This window comes from Streptomyces sp. NPDC000594 (assembly GCF_040299965.1).
GTDB lineage: Bacteria > Actinomycetota > Actinomycetes > Streptomycetales > Streptomycetaceae > Streptomyces.
Map to the genome: position 1 here is coordinate 35071 of NZ_JBEPCY010000048.1, position 12949 is coordinate 48019.

Annotated in this window: 8 protein-coding genes; 4 read left to right on the forward strand and 4 right to left on the reverse strand. The window is 75.0% G+C overall.

All coding sequences use genetic code 11. The features are described from left to right. Nucleotides 1-275: 275 nt before the first annotated feature. Genes ABT354_RS35490 through ABT354_RS35500 form a run of 3 tightly spaced genes read right to left on the reverse strand, consistent with a single transcriptional unit; the run spans nt 276 to nt 5463 of the window. Nucleotides 276-1520: a vWA domain-containing protein gene (locus ABT354_RS35490; protein WP_351501648.1), complete on the reverse strand. Its 1245-nt coding sequence runs from the start codon at nt 1518-1520 to the stop codon at nt 276-278. Beyond that, nucleotides 1517-4354, reverse strand: a complete 2838-nt coding sequence (locus tag ABT354_RS35495; protein WP_351501650.1) for a DUF5682 family protein — start codon at nt 4352-4354, stop codon at nt 1517-1519. The genes ABT354_RS35490 and ABT354_RS35495 overlap by 4 nt, the downstream gene beginning before the upstream one ends. Continuing rightward, entirely contained in the window at nt 4351-5463 is a 1113-nt protein-coding gene (locus tag ABT354_RS35500; protein WP_351501651.1) for an ATP-binding protein, read from the reverse strand. Before ABT354_RS35500 ends, ABT354_RS35495 begins: the two co-directional genes overlap by 4 nt. A gap of 210 nt (nt 5464-5673) precedes the next feature. On the opposite strand from ABT354_RS35500, the gene ABT354_RS35505 reads away from it, so the two are divergent. Both ABT354_RS35505 and ABT354_RS35510 read left to right on the forward strand, forming a co-directional pair. Beyond that, nucleotides 5674-7062, forward strand: a complete 1389-nt coding sequence (locus tag ABT354_RS35505; protein ID WP_351501653.1) for an SWIM zinc finger family protein — start codon at nt 5674-5676, stop codon at nt 7060-7062. A 273-nt stretch (nt 7063-7335) separates the two neighbouring features. Continuing rightward, a complete protein-coding gene (locus ABT354_RS35510; RefSeq protein ID WP_351501654.1) occupies nt 7336-8985 on the forward strand; it encodes a DUF5691 domain-containing protein in 1650 nt (549 codons plus the stop codon). Nucleotides 8986-9140: 155 nt separating this feature from the next. Here ABT354_RS35510 and icmB read toward each other — a convergent pair whose 3' ends face one another. Further along, nucleotides 9141-9554 carry a coenzyme B12-dependent isobutyryl CoA mutase small subunit gene (gene icmB / locus ABT354_RS35515; RefSeq protein WP_351501656.1) on the reverse strand — a complete coding sequence of 138 codons (414 nt, stop codon included), beginning with the start codon at nt 9552-9554 and terminating at the stop codon, nt 9141-9143. Nucleotides 9555-9928: 374 nt separating this feature from the next. Here icmB and ABT354_RS35520 point away from each other — a divergent pair, with 374 nt between their 5' ends. Beyond that, nucleotides 9929-10969, forward strand: a complete 1041-nt coding sequence (locus tag ABT354_RS35520) for an esterase/lipase family protein (RefSeq protein ID WP_351501659.1) — start codon at nt 9929-9931, stop codon at nt 10967-10969. A 256-nt stretch (nt 10970-11225) separates the two neighbouring features. Beyond that, nucleotides 11226-12788: a M23 family metallopeptidase gene (locus ABT354_RS35525; protein ID WP_351501661.1), complete on the forward strand. Its 1563-nt coding sequence runs from the start codon at nt 11226-11228 to the stop codon at nt 12786-12788. The last annotated feature ends 161 nt before the right edge of the window (nt 12789-12949 follow it).

Consider the following 12949-nt stretch of genomic DNA (forward strand, 5'->3'; position numbering starts at 1 on the left):
CGTTGTCTGCGTGGGCGTGCCGCGAAGGGCAACGTGACTGCGATGTCACAAGGGAGGCGCGCACGGTGTCCGGGCACGCGGCATGTCCGCCTCGCAGAGTATCCCCGTGGCCCGTGGCTCCCTAAATCGCAGATCACACATGAGCGGTGATAACAGTCACAGATCCGGAAGGGCCGGTGCACCAAGGATCCCCAGGTACGGATGTGACCCGGCGGCCGGGCCCGCCCCCCGGCCCGAGGGGGTACGGGGTCGGGGGTACGGGTGCCCTGGTCCGCTCAGGCCTCGGGTATCGGCAGCGGGCGCCGCTCGATGGCGGCGGCCATCACCTCCGGGAAGAGGTCGGGCGTACAGGCGAAGGCGGGTGCGCCCAGCTCGGCCAGGGCGGCGGCGTGCTCCCGGTCGTACGCCGGTGCCCCTTCGTCGGAGAGGGCGAGCAGGGTCACGAACCGCACCCCCGACGCCTTCATCGCGGCCACCCGCTTCAGCATCCCGTCCCGGATGCCGCCCTCGTAGAGATCGCTGATGAGGACGACGACGGTGTCCGCGGGACGGGTGATCCGCGACTGGCAGTAGGCGAGGGCGCGATTGATGTCGGTGCCGCCGCCGAGCTGGGTGCCGAAGAGCACATCGACCGGGTCGTCCAGCTGATCGGTGAGGTCCACGACGGCGGTGTCGAAGACGACCAGCCGGGTGTCGAGGGAGCGCATCGACGCCAGGACGGCGCCGAAGACCGAGGCGTACACGACGGAGGCGGCCATGGAGCCCGACTGGTCGATACAGAGCACCACCTCCTTCTTCACCCCCTGCGCGGCCCTGCCGTAACCGATCAGCCGCTCGGGGACCACCGTGCCGTGCTCGGGCAGATAGTTCTTGAGGTTGGCCCGGATGGTGCGGTCCCAGTCGATGTCCCGGTGGCGCGGGCGGTTGATCCGGGCGGAGCGGTCGAGCGCCCCGGTGAGGGTGGACCGGGTACGGGTGGCCAGCCGCTTCTCCAGGTCCTCCACCACCTTGCGCACCACCGCACGGGCGGTCTCCCGGGTGGTCTCCGGCAGCGCCCGGTTGAGCGAGAGCAGGGTGCCGACGAGGTGCACATCGGCCTCGACCGCCTCCAGCAGCTCCGGCTCCAGCAGCAGGCTCGCCAACCCCAGCCGGTCGATGGCGTCGCGCTGCATCACCTGGACGACGGAGCTGGGGAAGTAGGTGCGGATGTCCCCGAGCCAGCGGGCGACGGAGGGCGCCGACGAGCCGAGCCCCGCGCCGCGGTTCCCGCCGGTGGCGCGCCCGGAGCCGTCCCGGGAGCCGTAGAGGGCGGTCAGGGCGGCGTCCATCTCCCGGTCGGTGCCGGTGAGGGCGCAGCCGGTGCCGTCGGCGGGGCCGCCGCCCAGGACCAGCCGCCAGCGCCGGGCCCGCTCGGCGGCGTCGGCGGCGGTGTCCCGCTGGGCCGGCACCTGCGCCGGTGCCGGGGGCTGTGCCGGTGCCTGAGGCTGGGCCTGCGCCTGGGCCTGTGTCGTCGCGCTCATCTCCCCGCTCCCGTCGGTGTCGTGTCGGGGAGGCGCCCATCCGGTACGCCTCCGTTCGATATGCCTCCGTCCGGTATGCCTCCGTCCGGCCTGTCCCCGCCGGGTGCCTCCCCGGCCGATGGCTCACCGCCCGGTGGATCCATGGCGCCCGGTGGGTCCATGGCGCCCAGGAGGAGACGGACCACCGGCAGCAGGGCGTCGGCCCGCCGCTCGTCGATGCCCGCGCCGAAGCCCGAGGCCTCCGCGGTGCTGCCGCGCCGGCCGCTCCCGGCCGGTGCGGGGCCTCTCCCGACCAGCTCGCCGAGGGTGCGCCGGACCCCCGGCTCATACGCGGAGAAGGTGCGCCGCAGCAGCGGGAGCACATCGGTGAAGGCCTCCGCCGGAACCCCCGTCAGCCAGCTGTCGACCAGGGCGAGCAGCCGCTCGTCGTGGACGAGCAGCAGACCGCCGCCCGAGGCGCCGCCGATGAAGCCCTCGACCCAGGAGGCCGCCTCGGCGGGCGGCACCGCGGTGGAGAGCGCGAGACCCATCAGCCGGGCCGCCTCGTCCTCGCCGAGCCGCCCGTCGTCCAGGAGCAGCCGGACGGCCCGGCCCCGGATCGTCCCGGGCACGGTGTCCCGCCGGGCCAGCCGGTCCAGCACGGCACCCCAGCGTCCGGACAGCTCCGCGGCCGTGGGCAGCAGGGCGATGGCGGTGTGCACCGCGTCGAGGTGGGCCCGCATCCGCTCGGCGCCGTCCCGGTCGAGACCGGTGCAGGCCGGTGGCAGACCGACGCAGATCCGCTCGACCAGCCCGGTGGCGACCTCGGCGAGGGCGGCCGTGTCGGTGCCGCGGACATCCCCGTACCGCAGGGAGCGGGCGAGCGCGGGCAGGGCGTCGGCGAGATGGCCGACATCCGTGTCGAGCGCGGCCCGCTCGGCGAGGGCGCGCATCACGGCGGGCAGGGCGTCGCCGACCTCGGCGAGCAGACAGTCCTCGGCGAGCGCGGTGACCTCGGCCAGCTCGGTGGCGTCGGCGGCCCGGCTCTCGGCGCGGGCGACGGCGGCGGAGCGGACGGTGGTGCCCCAGACCCCGGCCTCGGCGACCCGTACGGACAGTTCGGGCTCCCAGCGCAGCCGCCAGCTCTCCCGGAAGGTGCCGGTCCCGGCGCGGCCCTGGACGGGCTCGCCCCAGCCGATGGAGAGCAGCCGCAGCCGGTGCAGAAGTCTGCTCCGGGCGGCGTCGTTCTCCTTGCGGAGGTCGAGTTCCACCTCGCGCTCCAGCGCCTCGGGGGCGAGGCGCAAGGTGCGCTGGATCCGGGTCAGATCGCGTTGGAGCGGGACGGCGGGCGCGCTGTCGGGGACCTGGCCGAGGGCGTCCCCGACGATCAGCCGCTCCTGGATGAGCGCGAGCGGGATGTCGGAGCCGTCGCACATCACCGCCCGGATGGCGTCGATGGTCTCGCCGAGCCCGGCGAGCGGCCGGCCGCGCAGGACGGCGAGGGTCCCGGCGAGCCGGACGGCCTCGATGACATGGGCCGACGACACCATGCGGTCCTCGTCCCGCAGCAGCCTGGCGGCCTTGGTCAGCCACCGTTCGACCGGGCGGTCGGGTGCGTGGAAGAGATGGGCGTACCACCCGGGGGACTCGATTCCGGCGCCGTATCCGCTCCGCCGGGCGAGCCGGCGATGGGTCCAGGGCACCCAGGTGGTCCCGGCCTTCACCTTGGGCAGGCCCTTGAGCAGGGCCCGGTCGGCGGTGACGGTGGTCCGCTCCTGGAGGGCGGGGACATGCCAGGCGCCGCAGACGACGGCGACGGAGTCCCCGAACTCCTTGCGCGCGGCACGGAGCTTGAGGCGCATATGGGCCTCGCGGACGAGGTCGCGCTCATGACCGCCATGGCCGTACTCGGCGCGGAGGGCGGTCATGGCCTCGGCGAGGGCGGCGAAGGGGGCCGTGGGGTCGGTGGGGGCGGTGGGGGCGGTGTCCGCCCCGCCGCCGGTGGCACCGGCGTGGCGGTGCTCGACGACATCCTCCCACCAGCGCTCGGGGTCGTCGTATCCGGCGGTACGGGCGAGGACGGCCAGCGGGTCGATCCGTACCTCGGCGGCATCGGGGCAGCCCTTGCCGTCGGCGTCACCTTCGCCGTCGGCGGCCGGGCCGGTGCCGGGCCGGTCGAGCACGGCGGTCCGCAGCCCGGCGGCGGGGCCGGCGGTGCGCAGGGCGGCGACGACATCCCACTCGGGGTCGATCCGGCGGGCCGCGGGGGCCGGTACGGGCTGCCGGGGCCGGGTCGCGGCAGCGGGGACGGCGTCCCACTCGGGGTCGGTGACGGACGGTCGGAGGGGGTGCGGAGCCGGACGGTCCGGGGCGAGCACGGCGGAACGGAGGGCGGGCACGGTGGAACGGACGGCGGCCACAGCGGCATGGGTGGCGGCCACCGGCTCCGGGCCCGCGCCGCCTCCAGCGGCTTCGGCTGCGGCTGCGGCTTCAGTGGTCTCGGCTGCGGCGGCCGCGGCCTCATCGGCGGCGGCCCAGGCCAGCGAGTGGGCGGCGGGGAGGTCGATGAAGCGGACCGGAACACCCCGCTCCAGCGCCCAGCGGAGCGCCACCCACTCCGGGGAGAACTCGGCCAGCGGCCAGAACGCGGCCCGGCCCGGGTCGTCCACGGCGTGCGCGAGCAGGGCGACCGGAGGGCGCATCCCCTCCTCCGCCGCCAGCGGGAGCAGCGCGTCCGCCTCGGGCGGACCCTCGATCAGCACGGCGTCGGGAACGGTCGCCTCCAGCGCCGCCCGCACCGCGCGGGCGGAACCGGGGCCGTGGTGACGGACGCCCAGCAACAGCGGACCGGTCATGCGCTCACCTCACGGCAGGCGCGGTAGAAGTCCTTCCAGCCGTCCCGCTCACGGACCACGGTCTCCAGATACTCCTGCCAGACGACCCGGTCGGCCGACGGGTCCCGGACGACCGCGCCCAGGATTCCGGCGGCGACATCACCGGGGCGCAGCACCCCGTCGCCGAAGTGGGCGGCGAGGGCGAGCCCGCCGGTCACCACGGAGATGGCCTCGGCCGTGGAGAGGGTGCCGGAGGGGGACTTGAGCTTGGTGCGGCCGTCGTCGGAGACCCCGGAGCGCAGCTCGCGGAAGACGGTGACGACCCGGCGGATCTCCTCCAGGCCCTCCGGGGCCTCGGGCAGATCGAGCGAGCGCCCCAGCTGGCCGACGCGCCGGGAGACGATGTCGACCTCGGCCTCGGCGGTCGCGGGCAGCGGCAGCACCACGGTGTTGAAGCGGCGGCGCAGGGCGCTGGAGAGGTCGTTGACCCCGCGGTCGCGGTCGTTGGCGGTGGCGATGATGTTGAACCCGCGTACCGCCTGCACCTCCTGTCCCAGCTCGGGAATGGGGAGCGTCTTCTCGGAGAGGATGGTGATCAGGGTGTCCTGCACATCGGCGGGGATCCGGGTCAGCTCCTCGACCCGGGCGGTCATCCCCTCGGCCATGGCCCGCATCACGGGGCTGGGCACCAGGGCGTCCCGGCTGGGGCCGTGGGCGAGCAGCTGGGCGTAGTTCCACCCGTAGCGGATGGCTTCCTCCGGGGTCCCCGCCGTGCCCTGGACGAGCAGGGTGGAGTCCCCGCTGACGGCGGCGGCCAGATGTTCGGAGACCCAGGTCTTGGCGGTGCCGGGCACGCCGAGGAGGAGCAGGGCGCGGTCGGTCGCGAGGGTGGTGACGGCGACCTCGACGATCCGGCGCGGTCCCACGTACTTGGGGGTGATCACGGTGCCGTCGGGCAGGGCGCCGCCGAGGAGGTAGGTGGCGACGGCCCACGGGGAGAGCCGCCAGCCGACGGGGCGCGGCCGGTCGTCGGCGGCGGCGAGCGCCGTCAGCTCATCGGCGAAGGCGTCCTCCGCATGGGGGCGCAGGGCCTCGGCGCCGGCGCTCGAAGCGATGGTGGGCACAGACATGTATCCCCCTCGGGATCGTTCGGCATCGTTCGGGCCCGATGTGGTCTCCACAGTGCACCACCCCACTGACAATCCCCCGTCCGTGCAGGCGGGGGCCGGTTCTCCGGTCCGGCCGGGGCCAGTTGAGGGGTCGGCCGAGGGACCCGTCGGGGGTCCGTCGCGAGGCTGCGGCGGGGCCCGTTGTCAGTGGTGGCTCCTACCGTCGTCTGCATGCTGGGATCGAACGGGGGACAGCCCCCGAACCCCCTGGAGCAGGGGGCGCGCTGGACGGCGGATCAGGTGCGGGCACTGGCTCCTGACGCCGCGTCGGCCAAGGCGGGGACCAAGCTCGGTGTGTCCGGGCCGTGGTCCGGGACGGGCACGAGCGGGCCGGGGGTGGTGTGGGGGCTGTGCAGGGGCAGCGGCAGCCGCCCGTACCAGACGGTCGTGGACCTCTCCGGGCCCGCGTACACGTGCAGTTGTCCGAGCCGGAAGTTTCCGTGCAAGCACGCGCTGGGGCTGTTGCTGCTCTGGTCGGCCGGGGAGGAGGAGGGGGTGGGCGCCGGCGAGGCCCCCGCATGGGCCCGGGAGTGGCTCGACGGCCGCGCCCGGCGTGCCGGGACGGCCGGTGACCGGGCGGTCGGGGGTACGGGTGCGGCCCAGGGCCCGGCCGATCCCGAGGCCGCCCGGCGGCGGACGGAGCGGCGGGCCGCGCGGGTCTCGGCGGGCGCCCTGGAGCTGGAGCGGCGGCTGGCGGATCTGGTGCGCGGCGGGCTGGCCTCGGCCGGGCAGTCGGGGTACGGGCTGTGGGAGGAGACGGCGGCCCGGATGGTCGACGCCCAGGCTCCCGGGCTCGCGGGGCGGGTGCGGGAGCTGGGCGCCCTCCCGGGGTCGGGGCCCGGCTGGCCGGTGCGGCTCCTGGAGGAGTGCGCGCTGACCCATCTGCTGGACACGGCCTGGCTGGGGATCGAGCGGCTGCCGGACCCGCTGGCCGCGACGGTCCGGGCCCGGGTGGGCCTGCCCACCGCCGCGGAGGGCCCGGCCGTCCGGGACCGCTGGATGGTCCTCGCCCAGTTCGACTCGCCCGAGGGGAAGCTCACCACCCGCCGTATATGGCTGCACGGGCGGGCGTCCGGGCACACCGCGCTGCTGCTCTCCTTCGGGGCGGCGGGGCGGGCGCCGCAGCTGGCGCTGCCGCTGGGGGCGGAGGTCGAGGCGGAGCTGACGCGGTATCCGGGGGCGGGGCAGCTCCGGGCCGAGCTGGGCGGCACGATCGGGCCGCCGGTGCCGATCGGGGGCCCGCCGCCGGGCGGCCCGGTGGCGGCGGCGCTCGACGCGTACGGGCGGGCGCTCCGCGACGATCCCTGGCTGGACGCCTGGCCGGTGACGCTGGCGGAGGTGGTCCCGGTGCCGGACGCCACCGGCTGGCAGCTGGCGGACGCGGACGGCGGGGCGGCGCTGCCGCTCACGGCGGCGGCGCGGGCCCGCCCGGGGCTGTGGAAGCTGCTCGCGGTCTCCGGGGGGCATCCGGTGACCGTCTTCGGCGAGTGCGGCCACCAGGGGGTGACACCGCTGGCGGCGTGGGCGCCGGGCGGACAGGGGATGGTGCCCCTGCTCTGAGGGACGTTCCGAAGGCCCCGCCACCCGACGCCGTACCGTGCCGCACCGCGCCGCGCCCGGGTGGTGAAGGGCGCCGGGCGCCGGGACCGCTGCCCGGGTCTGCGGGATCCCGGCTCCGGGGCCCGTGCTCCGTTCCCGCCCCGGCCTCGCCCCGCACCGGCCCTTCGCCTCCCCTGTCTCCCTTCTCGCTCCCTTCTCGCTTTCCTTCCGCGCATCTGCTCCCCGTCCGCCCCGCGTGACCCGACCGAACCTGTCCGTACGGAGGACGACGTGATGACCACGACCGACACCCCCGAGACCACCGGCACCACCGGCGCCCCGCTCTGGGAGGAGCTGGTCACCACCGCCCTTCTCGGCACCGACCGCCGCACCCCGCCGGCGGGCCTGTCGCCGGTGGGGCGCCCCGGCGGGGACCCGGCGACCGCGCTGCTCGACGCGGCGGCGCTGCACACGGTCCGCCGCCGGGCGGGGCTGCTGCCCGCGCCCGCCGCCGAGCGGCCCGAGCCCGCCCCGGCCGACCCCCGGCCACCGCTGCCCGCCGCCGCCCGCCGGCGACTGGAGCAGCTGCTGGCCGATCGCGCCGCGCCGTCCGCCGGGGGCCGCCGGGGTGTGGCGCCCGATCTGACGGAGCTGCTGCCGCAGTGGCTGACCACCGCACAGGAGCAGGGGTACCGGGCGCCGTCGGCGCTGCTGCCCGCCGTGCTGGACGCGGCCCGCGCACGGACCGATCTACGGCCCCACGCCCTGGCCTTCGCCGGGGCCCGGGCGCTGTGGCTGGCGCGGTTCAACCCGGAGTGGCGGTTCGCGCTGCGCGGTGCCTCGGGCGGCGGTGTCGCACTGCCCGAGCTGTCGGAGCCTGAGAAGGTCCGCGCGCTGTGGGAGGAGGGTCTGTTCGCGGAGCGGGTGGCGCTGCTGACCGCCGTACGGGGGCAGGACCCGGCCGGCGGCCTTGCCCTGCTCACCGGGTCCTGGGGTACCGAACGGGCCGAGGACCGGCTGATGTTCCTGGACGCGCTGCGGACCGGGCTCTCCCGCGCGGACGAGCCCTTTCTGGAGACGGCGCTGGGGGACCGCAGCCGCAATGTCCGGGCGACCGCCGCCGAACTGCTCGCCGCGCTGCCGGAGTCGGCGCTGGCCGCCCGGATGGCGGAGCGGGCCGTCTCCTGTGTCGCCCCGGACCGCGAGGGTGACGGCGCGGCGATAGCCGTGGAGGCGCCGCACAGCTGTGACGCGGAGATGCAGCGCGACGGTGTGGCCGCCACTCCGCCGGCGGGCCGGGGCAAGCGGTCGTGGTGGCTCGGCCAGCTGGTGGCGGCGGCCCCGCTGGCGACCTGGACCCATCGGTTCGGCGGGCGCTCCCCCGAGGAGATCGTCGCCCTGCCGGTGGCCGACGGCTGGCGCGAGGAGCTGCACACGGCCTGGTGCCGGGCGGCGGTCCGGCAGGGTGACGCCCCCTGGTCCCGGGCCCTGCTGGGCCCCGCCGGCGTCCCGCCGGAGAGCGGCACCGGTACCCCCTCGCTGGCGGCGCGGGCCGAGCTGCTGGCGGCCCTCCCGGGGGACGAGCGGGCCCACTGGGTCGCGGAGTTCATCGCGGCGCACGGGCTGTCGGAGGCGTTCCAGCTGCTGGGGGTCTGTCCGGTGCCCTGGTCGCGCCCGCTGGGCCACGCGGTCGTGGACGCGCTGGACATGGCGAGGGACGCGGGCAGTTACCCCTGGAGCTTCAGTGGGGTGATGGGCCTCGCCGAGCGCTGTCTGCATCCGTCGGCGGTGGACCGGCTGGAGCCGCTGACGGCGGCCCGCGCCGAGTCGGAGGACACCTCCCCGGGGGCGGACGGGTACTGGTCAGAGGCGTTCCAGCGGCTGGTCTCGACGCTGCGGCTGCGGGACGCGATGCACCGGGAGCTGACCGGCACCGCACCCTGACCCGCCCCTGCCCCGGCACCCCGCACCCCGCGCCTCGCACCTGGCGCCCCGCGCTCCAGCCCGTCCGCACCCCGGGCCCGGACCGCGCCGACGCCGGGGTCACGGCCCCGGGGTCACGGCTCCCCGTGGCGCAGGGGCATGGGCGCCGGGCCGGCTCAGGCCCCGGCGGGCTGGCGGATATGGGCCCTCACCCAGGCCACGATCGCCGTGGTGGTCGCCCCCGGGGTGAAGATCTCGGCGACCCCCAGCTCCTTCAGCGGAGCGATGTCCTCCTCCGGGATGATCCCCCCGCCGAAGACCTTGATGTCCTCCGCGTCCCGCTCCTTCAGCAACTGGATCACCTTGGCGAACAGCGTGTTGTGGGCCCCCGAGAGAATGGAGAGCCCGATCGCGTCCGCGTCCTCCTGGATCGCCGTGGTGACGATCTGCTCGGGGGTCTGGTGCAGGCCCGTATAGATGACCTCCATCCCCGCGTCCCGCAGCGCCCGGGCGATCACCTTCGCACCCCGGTCGTGCCCGTCGAGTCCCGGCTTGGCCACCACTACACGGATCGGCCCCGTCACACCCATCGCTGCCTCCACACACCCGGCTGAGCCGTAAGTGAACGAACGTTATCTCCAGCATCCCGCACCCGCCCGTTTCACAGGGAGCCCGGAGGGGGAAATCACACATGGGACATGTTCGCTGGCGTCGCATCCGCGTCCGAGGCCCACCGCCCGCGCGGGGCGTCGCAAGGGAGCCCCTTCGGGGCCGTATCCGCCGTGCCCGGGAGCCGCGCGGCGCGGGGATCCGGCACCGCCGCTGCCGCCGATCCGCCTGCCCGGACCAGGGAGCCCGAGCCCGAGAAGCACCACCGCACCACCCTTCCGGCAGCACAGAAGAGGCCCCATGAGGACATACGGGGGCCGATGGCGCCCTCCGCATGTCATACGGAGGTCGGCCCATGAAGGTTCTGCCCCGCTTCCACCCGAGCCTGTGCGCTCTCGGCCGTACCCCCCTCACCCGGCACTCCCTCAACATCACTCTCGGCTCACTCACCCTGGGCTCCCTCGGCCTCGGCCCGGCCGGGCGGTTCCCGCTGAGCCCGCTCGACCCGCTGAGCCCCCTGAATCCCTGGGCGGTCCGGGGGCTGGCGGGCCTGCGCGATCTGCGGGCCCCCGCCGCGCTCCGGGCCACCGCCCTGGAGCTGGCGATCCTCGCCGGGCATCTGCTGCTGTACCCCACGGGAATCACGGCCGAGGCGGCCGAGGCGGCCGAGGCGCCCCCGGGTGAAGCGGCCGGGACGGAGGGAGCGGGTCAAGCGGAGGAAGCGGCGGGAGCGACCGCCCCCTCCCTCCCCGCAGGCGGAGCCGACCGCCCCCCGGTCGTCCTGCTCCATGGCTTCGTGGACAACCGCTCGGTCTTCGTCCTGCTGCGCCGCTCACTGGCCCGGCACGGCTGGCGCCACCTCGAATGCCTCAACCACTCCCCGCTCACCTGCGACATCCCCACCGCCGCCGAGGCGCTGGGCCGCCGGATCGAGGAGATCTGCGCCCGCACCGGACGGGAGCGGGTCGATGTGGTCGGGCACAGCCTCGGCGGACTGATCGCCCGCTACTACATACAGTGCCTCGGCGGTGACCGCCGGGTACGCACCCTGGTCACCCTGGGCACCCCGCACTCCGGCACCACCGTGGCCCCGCTGGCCGACGCCCACCCCGTCGTACGCCAGATGCGCCCCGGATCAGCGGTGATCGAGGAGTTGCGCCGTCCGGCGCCCGGCTGCCGCACCCGTTTCGTGAGTTTCTGGAGCGACCTGGACCGGGTGATGGCCCCGGTGGAGACCGCCCAGCTGGAGCACCCGGATCTGATCACGGAGAATGTGCAGGTCACCGGCGTGGGACATCTGGCACTGCCGGTCCATCCGGCCGTCGCGGCGGCCATCCGTGAGGCGCTGGAGGCCCCTCGGCCGGGCGCCGCCCCCGGAGTCGTCTCGGTGGCCTGACCGACGGCCCGGCGCCAACACCACCCGAACGGCCGTCACTTGGCGTCGAACGAGTTTCGAACATAGCGCCAAGGCTGTGCCCGCACTCCTCCGAAAGACGCTCGAATGCCCTTTTCCTGATTCTCCAAAACCTCGGGAAGATTGTGGCCGTCGCATACCGCCGGGTACAGTCGCGCCCACTGGCTCCCCATCCGGGTTCCGACCGTTCCGCGGCCCCCGGATTCCAGGTCCTGCTGCCGAGGCGAGAGAGAAGTTGGTGAACGACCAGCACGCCCACGCCGGGCACGTCGGCCACGACGACTACACCACCGGCAGCTTTGGTACCGACCCGCTCTTCGGTGCCCTTCCCGACGGTTCGGCCGGCTACGAGGCCGGTCACAGCGGGCAGTACGACACCACCGCCTGGGACACCGGCGCGCACCAGGGCGTCGGCCACGACGCCTATCCGATGGACCCCTCCGCCGAGCAGGCGCAGCCCTTCGCCACCGGCTCCTACGACACCAGCGGCCAGTGGGACGCGGAGGCCTGGAACCGGCCCCAGGACACCGGCGCGTTCACCTCGGTCGCCGACGGCTTCGGCTACGACACCACCGGCCAGTGGGCGGCGGGCTCCTTCGACACCGGCGCGTACGACGCCACCGCCTGGAACTCGGATGGCGGCACCCTCGCCACCGGAACCCCGGACGGCATCATTCCGGGGCAGTTCACCCCCGAGCATGAATTCGGCACGGACTTCACGGCCGACCCCCTCCCCGAGGCGGCGCCCGTCGGGCAACTCGCCGACTCCGGCCTGGAGTTCGACTACCAGGCCCCGTACGCGTACGACCCCGGCTTCCCGGACGGCATCGACCTCGATCCCGATCCGGTGCACGAGGCGGAACAGCCCGACCCGCTCGATGTCGTCGCCGCCGCGCCGGACACCGGCCACGGCCACAGTGACACCGCCGCCCTCCCCGTCGTCACGGACGACGGGGACGCCTATGACGCCTACAGCCCGGAGCTGGCCCCGCTCACCGCGACCACTCCGGCCGCGCCCCGGGCCGCCCGCCGCGCCGCGGGCGGTGGCACCCGCAGCCGTCGCCGTACTCCCGCCAAGCGGTCGGCGCTGCTCACCGTCGCCGTCCCGTCCGTCTGTGTGATGGGCGTCGCGGGGATCGCCGCCGCCTCCGTCTCCAATCTCACCGGTGACGAGGCCCCCAAGAAGACCGAGGCCAAGGTGAGCGCCGCCGACACGGCCGCTCTCGTGGCCCAGTCCGCCACCGCCAACAACAAGATGGACACCCAGCTCGCCGCGCTCAGCGCCGAGGCCCGCGACTTCGGCGACCGTGCCTCCCGTACCCAGGAGCGGATCGACCTCAAGGTCCGCCAGGAAGCGGAGCGCAAGAAGCGCGAGGAGGACGCCAAGAAGCGTGAGGCGCTGCGCCCCAAGTTCGCGGTGCCCGTGGACAGCCAGGGGCTGAGCACCTTCTACGGCGAGTCCGGTGTCAACTGGATGGCGCGCCACACCGGCATCGACTTCCCCGTGCCCTATGGCACCAATGTGTACGCCGCGACCGATGGCACCGTCCGTACGCAGTACAACGGCGCCTACGGCAACATGATCATCCTGACCGCCCCCGACGGCACCGAGACCTGGTACTGCCATCTGAGCAGCGCCAAGATCCGGTCCGGCACGGTGAAGGCCGGCGAGGTGATCGGCTACGCGGGCAACTCGGGCAACTCCACCGGCCCGCACCTCCACTTCGAGGTCCGACCCGGCGGCGGTTCCCACATCGACCCGCTGGCCTGGCTCCAGAGCAAGGGTCTCGACCCCCGCTGACGCTCCCCCGCCGATCGGCCCTCCATCCGTCGGCCGACCTGCGGGGCAATGATCCCCGCAGGTCACGGCCGGGGGGGGCGGGCAGCAACGGCGGGGGGCGCGGGGGGGGGCGTGGGCCAGGGAACCCCCCCCGGGCGTGGGGGGGGTTTTCTTTGTCCACC

Excerpts from the sequence above, each read along its gene's own strand:
- ABT354_RS35490 (WP_351501648.1), bottom strand. The coding sequence starts at position 1,520 with ATGAGCGCGACGACACAGGCCCAGGCGCAGGCCCAGCCTCAGGCACCG.
- ABT354_RS35495 (WP_351501650.1), bottom strand. The coding sequence starts at position 4,354 with ATGACCGGTCCGCTGTTGCTGGGCGTCCGTCACCACGGCCCCGGTTCC.
- ABT354_RS35500 (WP_351501651.1), bottom strand. The coding sequence starts at position 5,463 with ATGTCTGTGCCCACCATCGCTTCGAGCGCCGGCGCCGAGGCCCTGCGC.
- ABT354_RS35505 (WP_351501653.1), top strand. The coding sequence starts at position 5,674 with ATGCTGGGATCGAACGGGGGACAGCCCCCGAACCCCCTGGAGCAGGGG.
- ABT354_RS35510 (WP_351501654.1), top strand. The coding sequence starts at position 7,336 with ATGACCACGACCGACACCCCCGAGACCACCGGCACCACCGGCGCCCCG.
- icmB (WP_351501656.1), bottom strand. The coding sequence starts at position 9,554 with ATGGGTGTGACGGGGCCGATCCGTGTAGTGGTGGCCAAGCCGGGACTC.
- ABT354_RS35520 (WP_351501659.1), top strand. The coding sequence starts at position 9,929 with ATGAAGGTTCTGCCCCGCTTCCACCCGAGCCTGTGCGCTCTCGGCCGT.